The following is an 18,181-nucleotide window of genomic DNA, read 5'->3' on the forward strand; positions in this document are numbered from 1 at the left end:
ACATTCCTCCCCTTGGGGCGAAACGTGCCTACGCTGTCTTTGCAATATTTCAATGAACTCCTTAAAAAACGTCCCCGCCATCGGGGCCGCCGCTCTCGATCTCTCCTGTCGTACAGGACCTGAATCCTGTCCCTGTGTCTCTAAGCGGGTGCAAATATACGACCCTTTTCGACACTGCCAAATAAAAATGAAAAAAACTTTTTTTATCCCTCTCCGGCAAAAACAACACGATCAATGAACGTGGCCCGAAGGCCGTTTCCCTACTACGACTTACATCGTTTCGGGCTGCAAATCTACAACCTTTTCAATACTACGCAACACTTTTTTCATGCGTTTTTTATTTTTCCGAAAAAAGGAGTTCTAATATACTGAATATCAAGCAATCCTACAAGGATAAAAATGAAAAAAAATATTGATTTGAGAGTACCTCCTTTTTAAACAGAAATAACATTCATTATAATAAGACAGCCAATTAGAGCCTCTCACATAATACCTATAAATCATAAGCAACTGAATCACAAATATGTACACTCGTAGACCCCTGAAAAAATGCCAAATAGTTTAATACAAGCAAAAGAAATCGGGGATTTACGTAAAATAGAATACTACATCACAAGAAATCACAATTACTAATTGGTAAACCTTACCAACTCCAATTAAAAGAGCCGTCATTTAAACGCTTTAGAATGGATAAAACGAAGTATTGAAGCAGTTTGTCAAGAAAAGAAATTCCAGACTAGCCCAAAACGGATAACAAAATCACGGTAGGGATAGTTGGGTGCAGCATAGAAATTATAACTCTTCCCAAACGAAGAATTAAAATGCTCTGCCTTTAAATAGATTCGTGTTTGCTGTATTCTGGCATTGATAAAGAAATCCAACATGGGGAAGCCACCCAATTTTTCTTTGTTTTGAATGTAGAACTCACCCAACACAGGATTATAGGCATCTATATTATAAGCCGTAAAGTATTTAAGGGTAATACCTGTTTGTAAGAACATAGCCTTCTTAAATACATCGGAAGAAAAATACAAGGTGTTTCTAGTTACAAATTGAGGCAGATTCAAAACATTGTTCGCCTGTGAGACATTTTGATACATTAAGGTATTGTTCAAAGCAAAACTACCGACCCTAAACTCTTTACGGTATTGTACTTTGGTATGGTTCAAGATATTCTTTTCTTGAAAGGGCTTTACCGTCGCTTGCTCTTGATCATCCTCTAACACAATACCGGGAGCTGAAGCGAAATAGGAATAATTACCGACTGTTGTATAATCCAAAGATAAATCTCCCCAAACCTTGGAATCAAAATTAACGCGGAGTCCATTTACCTTCTCCTTCTCAAAAGCCGACGTGTTCTGCCAATTATAATTGGTATAATCACTTTGATACAATAAAAAGTTGAAGTCTGGCATCGACGTTGAGGAATGCACCCCGAGTCTAAACTTGTTCTTTTCATTAAACTTATAGGTTGCCGAAGCATCTAAAATGCTTCCGGTGAGATCCCCGACCAGATTATACTTAACCCTTCCTTCTATACCTAGCTTACCAAACTGTTTCGAATAACTGCCGCCTAAAGCTATTTCCTCCCCATTTAATCGGTTTTGAATACGCTGGGTGGCCGTAATCAAGATACTATTGAAAAAATAATCGTAATTATAGAGACTAATATTTCCTTCTAGCCTGCCCAAGGTCAAATTATTAAATACTACATTAAATTCATTGAACATTGTTTTCAAGTTGGCCTTATCGTCAATACTACTTAAAAGGCCATCCCCGAAATAATCGTTTTGGGCGGTTTGCTGATATTGATAATACTTGGTTTCGTAGCTAAATTTATGCCCAATCGATAATGCCGTTCTTTCCGCCATACTAGAATCTTTTTGGCTTCGTAGCAGTTTATAGATATGATCGAGATAGTAGCGTTTACCCAATATCTTACTCTCGGCGTCGGCAAACCTAACATCAACTCTTATTCTATTTGTAAAATTATCGTCTCCGGATTCAAATTGCTCTTCTTTATTACTCAACCCCCCATTTTCTTCGCTTAGTATATCTTGTGCCGCTATATGTGCTCTCAATCGATACTTTCCGTTTTTGGTCACATAGTTGGTGGTCGTTCTAAAGTTTCCTGATTCGGCTTCACTCCATTGATATTTTCCCATAGACCGAAAACCCTTATAGTGCAGCGAAAAGTTGAGTCGCTCGGATGTATTAAAAGTCAACATGGCATCTAACAACTGGCCTTGCTCAAATGTCGTCTTAAAAAAAAGATCGGTCATCGGCGTAGCAACATTATAGTAATCAATACCTTCTATCTCTAAATAATTGAAGGTCTTTGCTCTTGCCCCCATTTTAGGATACATATCGAAACGTTCAAAATCAACACCCAATTTGGTATAAGGTTGGCCGACGTTTGCAAAAGGCATCAATTCAAAATCATCTTTTCGCAGGTAATTATACCTATACTCCTTCTGTATCGTCAAGGTGGTATCTAAAAAGGTAGTATCACGAGCATGGGAGATAATCTTATAGTCTTTAATCGTGACGGTCTTTTCATCTGGGCCTACCCTTTGCCCTTTCGCCAATTGTTCTCGGCTATTCATCTTCAGTTGCCCCGAAGAATCTCGATCTCTTTCAGGCGGTCTGGCATCATCTTGGGAAAATATAGAGAAGTTAAAAAAGATGGAAAGAAGAAAAAAGAGGATATATCTCATTAAAAAAATTAATTGCCCTGCGGGGCATTAAACTAATTCCGGGTAGTTGCTCTCTCATTTTGCACGTGCCGGTGGGATCAATTCAACCGAAGAACCGGCTCAGGGTTTCATATAGCCCCAAGTTAATTCAACTATTTTAAAAAAGGCCATAGACGGTTATTAAAATAATATCAATAACAAAGGTAATTTTTTTGTTGCTAATGAAATGTGAAAGTTTAACAACAAACTATTTAGCACCTATACAAGTGATATTAATTGCCGATTCGTGCGATTCATATTATCTTGTCACAGATAAAATTTTTAATGAGCTTGTTAAGACCCTACTACAAATTTGTTGACGAAATTGGCACTGACGAAGCCGGCAGAGGCTGTCTCGCAGGCCCAGTAACCGCTGCGGCCGTATTATTACCTAACAATTACTCTAATGAAATACTTAACGATTCAAAGTTGCTATCGCATAAAAAGCGAGTTTATTTGAAGCCCCTTATAGAAGAAGAAAGTTTAAGTTTTGGGGTGGCACATATATTTCCCTCCGAAATAGATGAAATAAACATTCTAAATGCATCAATAAAGGCCATGCACAAGGCCATAGACCAATTAAAAGACCCTCCGAAATTTATCATTGTTGATGGGAACCGATTTAAACCCTATCAAGACATTTTATATGAATGCATCATAAAAGGTGACAGCAAATACATGAGTATCGCTGCGGCATCGGTACTCGCAAAAACCTATCGCGATGCATATATGGAAAGAATACATGAAGAATACCCCATGTACAATTGGAAAAAGAATAAAGGATACCCTACCCGCGAACACCGCAATGCCATTCGAGAATTTGGGACTACAAAATACCACCGTAAAAGTTTCCGTCTACTACCAGATCAGCTGTCACTCGATCTTTAGACCAGCACACAATTGCGTACCACTTATACATAAAAACTACCCGATCGTACAAAAATCACATGAATATCAGACCACATGGATTATTTTTAGTTTAGATGAAAAACAGCGGTAAGAAAAGGGTTACAACCATAGTAATTTACTTTAATAAAGGCTTACAAACATCTCTTTTTTAGCGCTTTGAGACTTGAAAATGATTTTAACCCTAATTAAGTTTTTGTTACTTTAAAATACTAAAATAAATATCATGGAAGCTATTCCCCGCCTCACACGCTTAATGACATCTTTGTTACTAATGTTCGTGTTTTTTCCTGTAAACGGACAATTGTTAAAAAAGCTTGGTAAAAGGGCTGAAAAGGCTGCAGAGCGAACCATTGAGCGCAGGGTCGAAAAGGAAACCACGGAAAAAACAGATCAAGTGCTCGATAGCATTTTAGAACCCGGTCAAAAGAAAGACCCAACTCCCAAGACGGGCCAATCTGCCCCTATTCCCCATGATACTGGTTCCGCAAAAAACCCGGGAACAGGAAATCAAAAACAAATTGGAGAAAATTCAGGAATGCAGACCGGTGAGAGTGGTCCAAAATCGATTACCGTATATAGTAAGTTCGATTTTGTTCCTGGGGATAAAACGTTGTTTTTCGACGATTTCTCCAACGATTTTATTGGTGATTTTCCTTCGAAATGGAATACTAATGGAGGGGGTGAGATTGTAACCATGAACGATTCACCCGAAAAATGGTTCGAATTAATTTCGGGCTATGGTCTTTATTTCATTCCGGATGTACCCATTTTACCCGAAGAATATACTATCGAGTTTGATGTTTTGGCCTTGGGATTGGACAATAAGACTTCATCTACCGCCATATTGCGCGTTGCCTTGAGTGATGATGACAAATTTAAGGACGGGGCCAACTTTGTGCATGCCCACCTTCCTTTCTGCCAATATTCCGCAATTGGAATCACCATGGCAAACCACATCAATAACAAACGTGAAATATATAGTACAGTAAGAGCCGACCTTCGGGAAGAAGTATTGAATAGACCCCATATATCCATTGCCGTGAACAAAGAACGTTTTCGCCTCTGGGTAAATGAGGAAAAGCACATAGATATCCCCAGAATTGTACCTCAAGGAGCTGTCTTAAAAACCTTAAAATTCCATATGAATAACTTTAAGGATGGAAAGGAGCGCATCTTCATTACGAATTTAAAGGTAGCCGAAGGAGGTCTTGATTTAAGAAGAACCCTTATTTCAGAAGGAAAAGTGTCGACCAACGGAATCCTTTTCGATAGTGGTTCAGCCAATATACAACCGCAATCTATGGGCATTATTCGTCAGATTTCACAAGTTCTGCAACAAGAAACCACTATGAAACTAAAAATAGTGGGCCATACCGATGCCGATGGCGAAAATGCCACCAATTTAGAGCTTTCACAAAAACGGGCAGATGCCGTTAAGAACGCTTTAGTCTCAATATATTCGATCGGGGCCGATAGGTTGTCTACTGAGGGTAAAGGAGAAACCGAACCCATTGGTGATAACTCAAACGCCGATGGCAAAGCACAAAATAGGAGAGTAGAGTTCATTAAACAATAATCCGAAATATTTCAAATCAACTGTAACCTAAAATATGAAAATGAAAAAATTAGCATTGACCTCAATCTTATGTACGCTTATCGTCTTAAGTATCACTGCACAAGATAATTGCAGTAAATACTACCCTTTGGTCGAAGGGGCTTCTTTTCAATATACCATTTATAACAAAAAAGGGAAGACCGATGGGATTACCGATTACAAAATTACCAACGTTGCCAATTCAGGTGGTTCAACTTCAGCAACTTTTGACATTAAATTTACTGACGATAAGGGTAAAGATATATTTAACACCGATTATAATATCAGTTGTTCCGAAGATGGCATAAAAATCGACTATGCCTCGCTTTTTCCCTCATCAATGATGAAGCAATATGAAGACATGGGCATTGAAATGGATATTAGCGGTACTGACATTAAAATACCCAATGACCTCAGCGTGGGCAAAGAATTGCAAGATGCGAATGTTTCGGTTTCGATGAACATGAGCGGCATTAAAATGAATACTACTGTAGATACGTCAAACAGAAAAGTCGAGAAAAAAGAAAGTGTTACCACAGCTGCTGGCACCTTTGACTGTTACCTTATTACCGAAACCAGTACTTCAAAAACCATGGGAGCAACTATTGAGACCGACAATAAACTTTGGCTCGCCGAAGGGGTAGGCATGGTCAAACAAGAATCATACAAAAAGAACGGCAATTTAATGAGTCGTATGGAATTAACGAAGTTTAGCAAGTAGCGAATCATTAAGAAAGAAAGACCAGTCCACGTAATCTTGAGGTTGTGGCTTTTGATAAATATTATTGATCAAAACCGGAATCTCGGGGGGGTTAGATATTGGATGAATTTCAGGGTGATAATGATTAACAGATTAGCTAAAAACTTGAACCCAATAACAGTTAACCTATTTGTTTTTTATTCATAAACTAAAAAACAAACCCTGTAAACTACGCATTATGAAAATATACGTTTTGCTTTTTTTTGTCATTTTTTTGACCGCATGTGATAAATTGGATGACCAAAATACCGACAAACTACCCATCACAAAAGAGTCGACAATCAAATTCTCTAAAAATCAAATGATTGTTCAATTCGATGATTCATGGGAGGGGAATGACAAAGATACTTTGAGAGACAACTTCTCCTTTATATCTCCCCCGGAAAAATGTAAATGTGGAGACCCCAACATTGAATTATGGACTATAGACACCACCGCCACAGATACAGATATTGAAAGAGCAAGAGACCGCTTAAATAGAAATAGCGGAGGCGGAAGAGTCAAGGGTGATATCGATTTTGAAATTACAATTCCGATTGATAAACAGATTGCCGCAGGTGGTGATGATAATGGTTCATCTACCCTGGGAGTAGATGATGATGTTGTCATCGCCATTATCGACACAGGAATAGACTATTATTATGATAGTATCGATTATGAATATTTATTAGATACGGAAGGGCTCATTTGTGACAATAGTTATACCGGTTGGGACTTTGTTGACGATTCAGATAATCCAATTGATAAACATGGCCACGGCACCTACGTTACTAAAATCATTAGAAATATTCTGGAACCCGATGGGATCGGATTTAAAATTATACCATTGAAGGTCTTCAATGAAAATGGTAAAGGAAATTACTCAGACCTTGTCTGTGCTTTTGGCTACCTGAACAAATTCGAGGAGGCGGCAGGTAAAAATATCGATATTGTCAATGCCAGTTTTGGAGGCACCATGACCGTAGCTGAATTCAATGGCTTAACACTTTTGCCCGATCTCATCGAAAAACTTGGGGATGATACAGTAATTGTGGCTTCGGCCGGTAATGAAGGAAAAGAAATTGACACGGGCGACATACGTCATTTCCCTTCAGGATTTGATTCTCCCAATATCTTAGCAGTTGGAGGTTATGGCCTTGATTCGAGCGGAGCCATTGAAATACACGCTTCTTCAAATCGCGGAACCAGCAGCATCGATTTGGCCACGCTCTACGGGCCTTACAATCTGGAATTCAACGCCACCTCTGCACCAATTACCATAACCAATCTTCAAGGCACTTCATATGGCGCCGCCTATGTTAGCGGAATCGCCGCAAAAGAAAAAGGTAATAATATGGCTATACCCAACTTAAGAGGTCATGTTCTAAATTTAACCGAACCCATAAGTAGCTTAAACAGCTTTGTAGCCGAAGGGCGGGTTATAGAACAACCACCGACACCCTAAACATAAACAAGGATCCCGATTTTCAATCGGGATCCTTGTTTAATGAAAAATAATTAACGCATTTCGATTCTCATAGACCAATTGTAGGCATGGCCCTTTTTGTTGGCACCATGAATATGTACTATATTTAATTATGAGAGCAATTTTTCTATGTTTCCTTTTTCTTGGTTCTTTAAGCCAAGCCCAAACTCAGGTACTTCTTGACATCATAGATTCTGACTTTACCGTAGAAAATAAGCAGCGTAAGCTCGACTCATTGCTCAAAGTCGATGAAAAAACGCTATCTCCTATCGATCTAGCTGACTTGTACCATAACATAGCCAGTCAATGGTACTATCAAAAATGGCTCGATGATGGCAATCAATCAGATATTTCAAATACCATCTCCTATACTCAACAGGCAGCAAAGATAAAAAGGAAAATAGACACTTTACACATTGATTCGTTCGGGCAAACGTTGTACAACCTTGGCTTTTTCCAATCTATGAATGATGAATTTTTTCAAGCCATTGAAACTAATTTGGAACTCGTTGATTTAGGGAGTACAGGAGACTTTTACCTGGATGCCAACCAACAGCTAAGTATGCTCTACCTTACAGTAGGAGATTTTTATAAAGCGCTTAATCGCTTCAAAGAATTACAATTTCTCTACAAGAAAAAGGATGAGATGAGTCAGGAAGAACTCCTCAGATTTGCCGACCTGAACCTACTCATTGCCGAAACCTACGCTGAAATGGGATACATAGAACACTCTGATGAAATCAAAACCAACTTAATTCGGGCAGACTCCATATTAAATGAGATAAAAGAAGTGCCCCAAATATATCGCAGTAGCATTGACCACGTAGAAGGAAACCGCTTAGCTGAAGTTGGCAACCATTTGGAAGCTACCGGTCGTTTCCGAAAAGTCTTGTCCCGCGCCGAGTTTTTAGATTCTGAGAATTTAGGAAAAATTTACAATGGCCTCGCATTATCAGAAATACAGCTCAAGATGTATGATAGCGCCTTAATTGATCTTAACAAAGCCATCTCGCTTGACCCAGATTATACATTACCCTATGAAAGTCTAGGTGACTTGTATTTGGCGCAAAATAAATTTAAAGAAGGATTGATTTCTTACCAAAAAGCGATAGTCTACGCAATCGACAAGACTAGAGAAGTGAACTACGAAAACCTCATAAGTCTTGAAGATTTAGATTTAGCAACGGAAAAAATAAAGCTACTGAACCATATTATATCAAAAGCAAACGGCTGGCTAAAATATTACCAATATGACAACAACAAGAAGTATCTACTATATGCGTTAGAAACCTTCGCCCTAGCCGATCAATTGGTTGACATTATACGTTCAGAAAGTACGGAGTACCAATCAAAGCTTTTTTGGAGGGAAAAAGGAGCCTCACTTTATATGAAAGCAGTAGAAGTATCTTATCTATTGGACAGACCTGAAGATGCCTATTATTATATGGAACGCAACAAGGCATTGTTATTGTTAGAGGATGTTTCCAATGAACAGGCCAAGGATATTGCTCGGTTACCCGACTCCATTGCAAAAAAAGAATTTGATTTAAAACGGGCCATATTTTTATCGGAAAACGAACTACAGCTGAATTTATCGAAGTCTAGCAATGAAATTGAGACCCTTAGGCAAAAAGTTTACTCAAATAAGCGACACTATGAACAATTCGCCAAAGCTTTGGCTACGGCTTTTCCACAATATGCCAATCTTAAAAAGAAAGTCGATATACTCCCCCATAGCGATTTCAAGAAAACCTACCTTACCAATGACGAGGTCGTTTTACAATACATACTAAATGATGAGCAAGGCTATGGTCTTTTGAATTCTACTGATCAAACCATTTTTTTTAAGCTCGACGATTGCAAGATTCTAAATGGGAAAATATTCTTGTTATATGAAAAACTAACGGATTTTGTTTCGAGCAAGAACAAAATTGTCGAATACCAAAACCTATCAAACGAAATTTATAAAGCACTTGTACCTGAGAAGGTTTATCAGGCCATAAGAGGAAAAAAACTGACCATTGTTACAGATTATATTTTACAGCAACTGCCATTTGAGGGCTTAATGGTCAATGTTGACAAGGGCAACTATTTGATCGAAGAAGTAGAAACCCGGTATGCGTATTCGATGTCATATCTAGATATTAAAACAAAAGTTTCGCATAGGCCCGAAAACGAATTGCTCGGCATTGCTCCTGTTCAGTTCACCGCATTGGGGCTGCCTAGACTTGCATTTAGTGGAGCGGAAGTAGTGGAAGTCGAGAAAATCTATCACGGAATTTCTTTATTAAACGGCAACGCGACAAAGTCGACCCTGTTGTCAGCTGTGAACAATTATAAAATAGTTCACCTCTCAACACATGCCGATGTTGGAGAAAATGGCAATCCATGGATCGCCTTTAGTGACACGAAGTTATTTTTGAACGAAATATATGCCACGAAGAACCAGGCCGACATGGTGGTATTGAGCGCTTGCAACACCTCACTCGGCGAACTTAAAAAGGGCGAAGGTGCGATGAGCTTGGCACGTGGTTTTTTCCATGCTGGGGCAAAAAGTGTTGTATCATCATTATGGACCATTAATGATAAAGCCAGTAAAGATATAATGGTTGCATTCTATAACGGACTGAATGAAGGCCTGACCAAAGCTGCGGCCTTACGAAAGGCTAAAATAGATTATATAAATACGTATCGTGGCACCAATATATCACCATCATTTTGGGCGGCCTTAATTGTCATTGGTGATAATAGCCCATTACGCTCGAATAATGCCCCAATTATTCCTTGGCTTTGGTCTGTAACTGCAGTGATCGTTTTAGGTGCTGTACTCTTGCTACTTTATTGTAGAAGACGCTAGTTCAATTCAGAAAGAAGTTCGATTGCTTTATCCTTATTATAATCGTATTTCGAAATCAGTTCGTTCAATTGCTGTTTGGCCATTTCATTATCCTCTTGTTTTATGGCGATAAGCGCCAAGTACCAATGCGCTTCTGCGGCGAATTCTCCGTTTTCATCAATCACTTTTTGAAAATGCTCTTTTGACTTCTCCATCTGGTTTATCTGTAGATAAGATTGTGCCATGTAGAAGTCAACATAGTCATTTCTATCTTCTTCGTTTATCGCATGAAAATTATACAACGCCTTTTGAAAGTCACCTGTTTCATAAGCGACAAAAGCATCGCCCTCAATTGACTTGGCCGACTCCCCTCGCGTTATGGAATACACTGTATTCGGATATTGTTGAAAATTGTTCTCATAAAGTTCTTCATAATTAGTGCTGAACAAATTATTAAAAAACCAACCTAGTCCGACCAAAAGCACCACTGAGGCTGCTATTGACCATTTACCAAAATTACCGTACCACAATGTTCTAACAGCTTTCTTTTCGGAAATAGCCTTCTCAAAGCCTCCTAGTTTTGTTTTTAAATCTTTGTTTTCCTTATCCTTAATAATGCGCTTCAAACTACTCTCAAAATCGAACTGTTGCCTAAAGTCGCTATCGGTCTTTAAAAGCTCTTGCAGCTGCGTATTCTCCTGCTCTGTAAGCTGGTTCGAAAAATATCTATAAAGTAAAATTTCCTTGTCCATGTCTAAGAGGCATTTGCTTTAATACGTTCTCTAAGTGACTTCATACAGCGTGACTTTGCCGCTTTTACCACATTCTCACTATTGTAATTTTCTGATTCCATTATTTCTTGAATAGTAAATCCTCGATAATAAAACAAAGTCAGCAATTCGCGGCACTGCTTTCCCAATGCACCAAAATGTTGCCGCAACAATTGTTGCTCCCGGGTAAGTACAGGCGTATCGATTTCTAGATGGTCTATAGACGCTGCTTCATCTTTGACAATGGAAAGGTCAAAATTAGACCCTACTGTCTTCTTATTTTTTCTCATCCTGTCAAAAATCAGATATTTTCCGATACTGAAAAGATAGGTCGAAATGCTACTGGTGAACCGCTCGATCTTTCCGTTCATTACGTTATCATAAAAAATAACGTAAGCGTCTTGGTACACATCGACATTCTCGTCTTCCGACAGGTTGAAACGTCTGGCATAGTTCAAAAACTTATCCCTGTTCTCTTCGTATACCTTTCTAAGAACACTATCAGATCCGATGCGCAAATCTTCAAGTGTTACTTCCGCCTGTTCGTTTTGCATTTAATGTAAATCTAATGAGATGGTTAACAGTCAAGAAAGCTAATTTAATATTTTTTACATGCCTTCATCCTCAAAATTTAAGATAATTCCAACGAAATCAGCCCTTGTAAGACTCTTACTACTTTGTTCCCATACGCTTCGCTCCCGTTGAATTTGTAATTTTTCTACTAAAAAATTAGAAGTAGGTGTTAACCAATCAAAATAACATTCATAAAAAGACAAACCTTAAATTAAATAGTATGGACACTTATGAAACACTGGAAATTATAAAGTACGTCTTGGTAGCGGCATTAACAGCAACTGTCACCATCCTCATTTTCTTTATTACTAACCTAAATTAGGTACAACCTTTTTAAATTATACACAGATGAAATTAAGCTCAACCCTACTGACTTTTTGTTTATCAATCAGTTTTCTGGCCTGTACGGGCCAAACAAACCTTGAGAATCAAAATACACGTCTCGAGGTGGAGAATGCAAAATCAGACGCCACAAAATCTATAAATCTAATGGATGAACAGGTCAAAATACTCAATCAAGTTTTCAAGATCGGTGGAGCTAGGAATGAAAATCCTTTAGGCGGGGCTACGAATTATCAGGAGTTTTTAGACCAGTTGGAAGGCTCTAAAGAACTAAAAGAACAAGCTCAAAAAATATACGACGTGTACAACACGAGTTTAGACCCGAACAAAAAGAATGAACTAAGGCTAAAAGTCAACAAAATGCTGGAGGGTGCGATGGCAAAAAGCCAGCGCGACCAGTGAAACCAATAAATTCAAAAAGTCAAGCAGCACCTCAACTTTTCTTCCTCCAGCGTTAACCTATTCTCCGTTCTCGCATTAAAAGAAAAATAATCTTTAAACTATTTGATCATGAGAACAACATTGAAAATCTTTATTTATTCAATTATTACGTTTGCCTCGGTAACATTAAACTCTTGCCAAAAAGACAATTTAGATGAAGCAATTATACCGCAGGCCGTTCAGAATGGCAATGCGGCTACAGACATCAGAGGGCAAGATGGTGCCCAAGGAGTTGCCGGTGAAGACGGTGTCGATGGCGCTACCGGACCAACGGGCCCAAAGGGCGAGACTGGCGCCACAGGACCACAAGGCGAAACGGGACCAACAGGCCCTAAAGGGGATGCCGGCGACACAGGACCACAAGGCGAAATAGGTCCAGCAGGCCCACAGGGCGAACCTGGCACTGATGGACGTAATGGCATTAACGGGGAGGATGGTAATGCCAATGTACAATCTTTTACGTACGACCTTAACGCTGTGGCTTCATCATACTACGGTTTTGACATTCCAGAAGTTACCGCAGATGTATTGAGAAATGATGCAATTCTGACGTATTTACAATTTTCCGAACCCTTGTTATTTACCTATCCATTACCAAGTAAGGTGATGATCGGATTCGGTGGTGACCGCTACCTTAATTCAGACGTCAATATAGTTTTCTCCGTAGGTAGAGGAAGCATTTCATTTAGAGAAATTGGGGGCACTTTTAATATTCCGAACAGTGCTATTCGGGCTGGAGACCTAAAACGATTACGTATACTAATCATCGAATCTACTGGAAGTATATCACGTAAGGGAACCAAGCTAGATGTGTCGCAAGAATTAGAAGCTGCCGGCATAGATATCAATAACTATGACGAGGTGGCTCGTTATTACGGATTAAATTAACCTTTAAACTATAAAGAAAATCAAAAACCGAAAACCTACAACTCGGTTTTTTTCATGCATCGATGTTAACTTTGTCGGTTTGCAACCATAAAAGGGTAGAACAAATTATTCACTTAAATATATGAATCATGAAAATACTTAGTTTTTTAACAATCATGAGTCTTTCGGTCGTCTTCTGGTCTTGTACCAAAGAGGACTCATACCTACCCGAAGATCATCAAGAGGCCACGACCGAAACCACCAATTTTAGGTATACATTGCAAAAATGCATGGTGGAATCACGAGTAGAAAGAAAAACCGTGCCCTTCGAACAACTGCATTCAAATTCCGTTGTGTATTTCAAGGAGCACTATTGGAGCATTACCTACAGAATCGAGGTAGCCGAGGACGGCTGGGAATCAGCACGCTCTGAAGTATGGATCAGTAAGAACGGGAAAGATTGGAAATTACGAGCATCGCCTCAATTTTCGGGCAGGTTTGGACACTCCCTTATCGTTAATGACAATAAAATTTGGATGATTGGCGGTATGAGCCCAGTAGACGCACTTCCTGAACTCTCAGCGGAAGTATGGTATTCAGGGAATGGGGAGAACTGGGTACAAAATAGCAATGCACCCTTTCAACCTGACCAATCAAATGGCGCCGTGGTCTTTCAAAATAAAATATTCGTGTTCGAATATGGTCTTAATGAAAATAGAGGGTCACAAAGAGTTTTTTCGTCAACCGATGGAAGGAATTGGACCTTGGTCAATAAAAACGCTTTCCCATCTGCGAGCGAGGGAAAGGCAATCGGTTTTAATAAGCATATCTATTTTATAGGAGGCCGAAATTTCGATACGGGAATCTCTGATAAAATTTGGAAAAGTTCAAATGGACAAAACTGGGAGCTGGTTGAAACTAGAACCTCAGGATGCGTTCGATCAGATTTCCTTCCAAGATATGCACACGCCATAGTCGTACATAATGGGCAGGTTTGGCTTGTTGGTGGAAAAACCACTGATGGCACACAAAATGATATCTGGCATTCGAAGGATATGGTCAATTGGCAAGGCGTTTATGCCAATCCTCGAATTCCCAGCCTTTTCGGCCATACCTTGATAAGTACGAATAATGATATCTTAATACTCGGAGGACAATCGCAACCCGATCCATTACTTGCCGCCGATCCATTCCAGCAAATATGGAGTTTGACTACAAACTAAACAATCTTCAAACAAAATTAACCGAGGCACTACGCCTCGGTTTTTTGTTTTATGACTTCTGCTTCAAAAAGCACTTCGAAGTGTTTCAATAGTTTTTCCTTTACCTCATCAATATTTACCTCTTCTTTACCCAACTCTACATTTAAAGCGGTTACCGCCTTATCTTTAATTCCACAGGGAATCATTAAATCAAAATAGCCCAGATTGGTGTTTATGTTCAAAGCAAAACCATGCATAGTAACCCATCGGCTTGCACGAACGCCCATCGCACATATCTTTCTCGCAAAGGGCGTACCCACATCTAACCAAACCCCGGTTTCTCCCTTTGAGCGTTCGGCTTTAAGTCCGTACTCGGCCAAGGTAAGAATCACCATTTCCTCTAAAAGCCTAAGATATTTATGTATATCGGTGAAAAAGTTGTCAAGATCTAATATCGGATACCCTACAATCTGTCCCGGACCGTGATAGGTAATATCCCCACCCCGATTAATTTTATAGAATTTGGCTCCCTTTTTTGCCAGTTCATCTTCGGTTACTAAAAGATTTTCAAAGTCACCGCTTTTTCCCAAAGTATAAACATGCGGATGTTCAACAAAGAGCAAATGATTTGGGGTTTCCCTCTGTTCATTCCCTCTTCGGTTTTGAATTTTTAAATCTACCGTTCGCTGGAACAACTCTTCCTGAAAGTCCCAAGTTTCTTTATAATCTTTAAGTCCGAGATCTTGTATGTCTACCCTTTTGTTCATTGGTACAAAGATACGATGAAAGCCCGAGAATGTTTCATAAGCCAATGGTCATGACTACGTTGTGGGGAACAAGACCTAATTCGGATTGTTTAAAATAATCAACGCCGCAATTACACCGGGAACCCATCCGCAAAGCGTCAATAAAAATACAATTATAAACGAACCACATCCTTTTCCGATGACCGATAACGGCGGAAAAACAATGGCCAACAAAACACGTAAGCAACCCATTTTTGATTTTTTTGATTGATGTATCTGTAAGACGCAAAAATCGAGATTTTGTTACAATTATTTTAACTTGGAATATGAAATTTTAGCCAAGCAGCAAACCTAAACATCAAAAACCTCGTATCTAATTATATGCGGACAACTCATTTCTTTATGTCGATAACCAATATACTGGCACTCACCTTTATACTTTTGGCTTGTAGCAAATCAAAAGATTCACCGATACTGGCCACCGAAAACCTTTATGATATACAGCAGGAACCTCAGGTTACGGAAGAAAAGCGAGCCAAGTACAACTATCTTGCATTGGGCGACAGTTACACGGTAGGCCAAAATGTAGATGCTTCCGAAAGTTTTCCGGCACAACTAGAGAACTTATTGGAAAAGAATCTTAATGCCAAGATAAATACGGATATGGTGGCCGCCACAGGCTGGCGTACCGACAATCTCTATGACGGCATTAAAAGCAGTTCTTTAGAAGCTGTTTATGATTTTGTGACATTGCTGATCGGCGTGAACAACCAATACCAAGGTCAGCCATTCTCACAATACGAGGAAGAGTTTCCATTACTATTAGAACGAGCCTTAAAATTTACAGGTAATGACCCTAGCAAGGTAATAGTTATATCCATTCCCGATTATGGGTACACCCCTTTCGGTGAAAACGGTGGTATGCAAGCAATATCAAAAGACATCGATACCTATAATGCCTTTGCCGAAAGCACGGCCAGTCTAAAGAACGTAGCCTATGTCAACATTACCGATATTTCCCGGCAAGGACTTGACCAACCTGAACTGGTTGCAGATGACGGATTACACCCTTCCGGCAAGGCTTATAAAATGTTCGTCGATCGAATAGCTCCTTTTATTGTTTCTGCGTTGAAAGATTAGTTCAGACTCGCTATATTTGCAGCCTTAATAACGAATATGCAACTTTCCGAGCAAGAAATCATCCGAAGGGAAAAATTGGCCCAGCTAAGAGCTCTAGGCATCGACCCTTATCCAGCGGCATTGTATCCGGTGGATACCACTACAAACAATATCAAACAAAATTATATCGAAGGAAAAGAGGTGGTGCTTTCCGGTCGGTTGATGTCACGTAGAATTCAGGGAAAAGCTTCCTTTGCCGAACTTCAAGATAGCGAGGGTAGAATTCAGGTCTATTTCAATCGCGATGAAATCTGTGCGGGCGAGGATAAATCGCTGTACAACGATGTCTATAAAAAATTACTCGATATCGGAGACATTATTGGCATCGAAGGTATACTGTTCACAACCCAAGTGGGTGAAAAAACGGTAATGGTCAAAAACTTTTCGTTATTGAGCAAATCGCTTCGTCCGCTTCCCTTGCCAAAAAAAGATGCCGAAGGCAATGTATTTGACGAATTCAACGATCCCGAGCAACGCTATAGGCAACGCTATGTTGATTTGGTGGTAAATCCGAAGGTAAAAGACACTTTTATCAAGCGTACCAAAATCACCAATAGTATACGCCAATTTTATAATGAAAAAGGGTATCTCGAAGTAGAGACCCCTATTTTACAACCGATTCCCGGCGGCGCAGCGGCACGTCCGTTTCTGACGCATCACAACGCCTTGAATATTCCATTGTATTTGCGAATTGCCAACGAACTGTATTTAAAACGTTTGATCGTAGGCGGGTTTGATGGCGTTTACGAATTTTCCAAGGATTTTCGTAATGAAGGTATGGACCGCACCCATAATCCTGAGTTCACGGTAATGGAACTCTATGTTGCTTACAAAGATTATAATTGGATGATGGACACTACGGAGCAACTGCTCGAGAAAGTGGCCATTGATGCCAACGGAACTTCAAAAGTTACCGTAGGAAAAAATGAAATTGAATTCAAAGCGCCCTATGCCCGCGTACCAATATTAGAAGCTATTAAAATTCATACGGGATTCGATGTAGCAGGCATGAACCATGAAGAATTGCAGGAAACAGCAAAGAAACTTGGTATCGATGTTGATGATACCATGGGCGTTGGCAAACTTATCGATGAGATTTTTGGCGAGAAATGTGAGCACCATTATGTGCAGCCTACTTTTATCATCGATTACCCCAAAGAGATGAGCCCGCTCACCAAAGAGCACCGAACCAACCCAGCCTTGACCGAACGCTTTGAATTGATGGTCAATGGCAAGGAATTGGCAAATGCGTATTCTGAGCTTAATGATCCCATAGAGCAACGCGAACGCTTTAAAGAGCAATTGAAGCTCTCGGAAAAAGGTGATGACGAGGCAATGTTTATCGACAACGATTTTTTACGTGCTTTGGAATACGGAATGCCCCCTACGTCGGGCATCGGTATCGGCATCGATCGCCTAGTAATGCTTATGACCAACAATGCCTCGATACAGGAAGTCTTATTCTTTCCGCAAATGAGACCAGAGAAGAAACAGGTAGAACTTTCCGAAGAAGAGAAAGCCATTGTTCAACTCTTAAAACCAACGGGCAAAATGGAATTGAACAAGCTAAAAGGAAAAGCCGGACTTAGTGGCAAAAAATGGGACAAATCGATGAAGGCCCTTTCGAATCACGGCTTGGTAAAAGTAGTTGTGAATGGCGAATCAAAAATTGTAGAATTGAAAGCCTAGACAACATCCACATTATTATGTTTTTAAAGGAGCTTTTTTAGGCTCCTTTTTTAGTTATTACCTACTACCTATC

At 39.6% G+C, this 18,181-nt stretch carries 15 protein-coding genes; 10 read left to right on the plus strand and 5 right to left on the minus strand.

Annotation, left to right across the window (positions count from 1 at the left end):
- Positions 1 to 716: 716 nt before the first annotated feature.
- On the minus strand, positions 717 to 2,717 hold the full coding sequence (locus BLS33_RS18605) for a putative porin (RefSeq protein WP_089893211.1): 2,001 nt from the start codon (positions 2,715 to 2,717) through the stop codon (positions 717 to 719).
- A 303-nt stretch (positions 2,718 to 3,020) separates the two neighbouring features.
- Here BLS33_RS18605 and BLS33_RS18610 point away from each other — a divergent pair, with 303 nt between their 5' ends.
- From BLS33_RS18610 to BLS33_RS18630, 5 genes are all read left to right on the plus strand, one after another.
- Positions 3,021 to 3,623, plus strand: a complete 603-nt coding sequence (locus BLS33_RS18610; protein WP_089893214.1) for a ribonuclease HII — start codon at positions 3,021 to 3,023, stop codon at positions 3,621 to 3,623.
- A 244-nt stretch (positions 3,624 to 3,867) separates the two neighbouring features.
- The gene (locus BLS33_RS18615; RefSeq protein ID WP_176801444.1) at positions 3,868 to 5,220 is read left to right on the plus strand and encodes an OmpA family protein; all 1,353 of its coding nucleotides are present in this window, start codon (positions 3,868 to 3,870) and stop codon (positions 5,218 to 5,220) included.
- A gap of 34 nt (positions 5,221 to 5,254) precedes the next feature.
- Complete coding sequence (locus tag BLS33_RS18620; RefSeq protein WP_449405323.1) at positions 5,255 to 5,959, plus strand: TapB family protein; 705 nt, start codon at positions 5,255 to 5,257, stop codon at positions 5,957 to 5,959.
- 217 nt (positions 5,960 to 6,176) lie between these two features.
- Positions 6,177 to 7,442 carry a S8 family serine peptidase gene (locus tag BLS33_RS18625; RefSeq protein WP_089893217.1) on the plus strand — a complete coding sequence of 422 codons (1,266 nt, stop codon included), beginning with the start codon at positions 6,177 to 6,179 and terminating at the stop codon, positions 7,440 to 7,442.
- Between the two features lie 133 nt (positions 7,443 to 7,575).
- Complete coding sequence (locus tag BLS33_RS18630; RefSeq protein ID WP_089893223.1) at positions 7,576 to 10,320, plus strand: CHAT domain-containing protein; 2,745 nt, start codon at positions 7,576 to 7,578, stop codon at positions 10,318 to 10,320.
- Here BLS33_RS18630 and BLS33_RS18635 read toward each other — a convergent pair.
- Together BLS33_RS18635 and BLS33_RS18640 are read right to left on the minus strand one after the other, a co-directional pair.
- Positions 10,317 to 11,051, minus strand: coding sequence for a tetratricopeptide repeat protein (locus BLS33_RS18635; RefSeq protein WP_089893226.1), 735 nt, complete (start codon positions 11,049 to 11,051; stop codon positions 10,317 to 10,319). The genes BLS33_RS18630 and BLS33_RS18635 overlap by 4 nt on opposite strands.
- Positions 11,052 to 11,053: 2 nt before the next feature.
- The gene (locus tag BLS33_RS18640; RefSeq protein WP_089893228.1) at positions 11,054 to 11,623 is read right to left on the minus strand and encodes an RNA polymerase sigma factor; all 570 of its coding nucleotides are present in this window, start codon (positions 11,621 to 11,623) and stop codon (positions 11,054 to 11,056) included.
- A 367-nt stretch (positions 11,624 to 11,990) separates the two neighbouring features.
- Here BLS33_RS18640 and BLS33_RS18645 point away from each other — a divergent pair, with 367 nt between their 5' ends.
- From BLS33_RS18645 to BLS33_RS18655, 3 genes are all read left to right on the plus strand, one after another.
- A complete protein-coding gene (locus BLS33_RS18645; RefSeq protein ID WP_089893231.1) occupies positions 11,991 to 12,386 on the plus strand; it encodes a hypothetical protein in 396 nt (131 codons plus the stop codon).
- 108 nt (positions 12,387 to 12,494) lie between these two features.
- Entirely contained in the window at positions 12,495 to 13,313 is an 819-nt protein-coding gene (locus BLS33_RS25325) for a collagen-like protein (protein ID WP_089893234.1), read from the plus strand.
- 128 nt (positions 13,314 to 13,441) lie between these two features.
- Entirely contained in the window at positions 13,442 to 14,515 is a 1,074-nt protein-coding gene (locus BLS33_RS18655; RefSeq protein WP_089893236.1) for a DUF6242 domain-containing protein, read from the plus strand.
- Between the two features lie 29 nt (positions 14,516 to 14,544).
- Here BLS33_RS18655 and lipB read toward each other — a convergent pair whose 3' ends face one another.
- Together lipB and BLS33_RS18665 are read right to left on the minus strand one after the other, a co-directional pair.
- Positions 14,545 to 15,261 (minus strand): lipoyl(octanoyl) transferase LipB, encoded by a 717-nt coding sequence (gene lipB, locus BLS33_RS18660; protein ID WP_089893238.1) that lies wholly within the window; start codon positions 15,259 to 15,261, stop codon positions 14,545 to 14,547.
- Positions 15,262 to 15,336: 75 nt separating this feature from the next.
- Entirely contained in the window at positions 15,337 to 15,492 is a 156-nt protein-coding gene (locus tag BLS33_RS18665; RefSeq protein WP_089893241.1) for a YqaE/Pmp3 family membrane protein, read from the minus strand.
- Between the two features lie 150 nt (positions 15,493 to 15,642).
- On the opposite strand from BLS33_RS18665, the gene BLS33_RS18670 reads away from it, so the two are divergent.
- Positions 15,643 to 16,380, plus strand: a complete 738-nt coding sequence (locus BLS33_RS18670) for an SGNH/GDSL hydrolase family protein (protein WP_176801445.1) — start codon at positions 15,643 to 15,645, stop codon at positions 16,378 to 16,380.
- Positions 16,381 to 16,416: 36 nt separating this feature from the next.
- Positions 16,417 to 18,108: a lysine--tRNA ligase gene (gene lysS, locus BLS33_RS18675; protein ID WP_089893247.1), complete on the plus strand. Its 1,692-nt coding sequence runs from the start codon at positions 16,417 to 16,419 to the stop codon at positions 18,106 to 18,108.
- The last annotated feature ends 73 nt before the right edge of the window (positions 18,109 to 18,181 follow it).

Origin of the sequence: Kriegella aquimaris (assembly GCF_900103215.1) — a bacterium.
Taxonomy (GTDB): Bacteria; Bacteroidota; Bacteroidia; order Flavobacteriales; family Flavobacteriaceae; genus Kriegella; species Kriegella aquimaris.

What these genes read in the sequence shown, in the direction of transcription:
- BLS33_RS18670 (WP_176801445.1), top strand. Translation starts at nt 15,643, where the DNA reads ATGTCGATAACCAATATACTGGCACTCACCTTTATACTTTTGGCTTGT.
- BLS33_RS18615 (WP_176801444.1), top strand. Translation starts at nt 3,868, where the DNA reads ATGGAAGCTATTCCCCGCCTCACACGCTTAATGACATCTTTGTTACTA.
- BLS33_RS18665 (WP_089893241.1), bottom strand. Translation starts at nt 15,492, where the DNA reads ATGGGTTGCTTACGTGTTTTGTTGGCCATTGTTTTTCCGCCGTTATCG.
- BLS33_RS18630 (WP_089893223.1), top strand. Translation starts at nt 7,576, where the DNA reads ATGAGAGCAATTTTTCTATGTTTCCTTTTTCTTGGTTCTTTAAGCCAA.
- BLS33_RS18610 (WP_089893214.1), top strand. Translation starts at nt 3,021, where the DNA reads ATGAGCTTGTTAAGACCCTACTACAAATTTGTTGACGAAATTGGCACT.
- BLS33_RS18640 (WP_089893228.1), bottom strand. Translation starts at nt 11,623, where the DNA reads ATGCAAAACGAACAGGCGGAAGTAACACTTGAAGATTTGCGCATCGGA.
- BLS33_RS18655 (WP_089893236.1), top strand. Translation starts at nt 13,442, where the DNA reads ATGAAAATACTTAGTTTTTTAACAATCATGAGTCTTTCGGTCGTCTTC.
- BLS33_RS18625 (WP_089893217.1), top strand. Translation starts at nt 6,177, where the DNA reads ATGAAAATATACGTTTTGCTTTTTTTTGTCATTTTTTTGACCGCATGT.
- BLS33_RS18635 (WP_089893226.1), bottom strand. Translation starts at nt 11,051, where the DNA reads ATGGACAAGGAAATTTTACTTTATAGATATTTTTCGAACCAGCTTACA.
- BLS33_RS18620 (WP_449405323.1), top strand. Translation starts at nt 5,255, where the DNA reads ATGAAAATGAAAAAATTAGCATTGACCTCAATCTTATGTACGCTTATC.
- lipB (WP_089893238.1), bottom strand. Translation starts at nt 15,261, where the DNA reads ATGAACAAAAGGGTAGACATACAAGATCTCGGACTTAAAGATTATAAA.
- BLS33_RS18605 (WP_089893211.1), bottom strand. Translation starts at nt 2,717, where the DNA reads ATGAGATATATCCTCTTTTTTCTTCTTTCCATCTTTTTTAACTTCTCT.
- BLS33_RS18645 (WP_089893231.1), top strand. Translation starts at nt 11,991, where the DNA reads ATGAAATTAAGCTCAACCCTACTGACTTTTTGTTTATCAATCAGTTTT.
- lysS (WP_089893247.1), top strand. Translation starts at nt 16,417, where the DNA reads ATGCAACTTTCCGAGCAAGAAATCATCCGAAGGGAAAAATTGGCCCAG.
- BLS33_RS25325 (WP_089893234.1), top strand. Translation starts at nt 12,495, where the DNA reads ATGAGAACAACATTGAAAATCTTTATTTATTCAATTATTACGTTTGCC.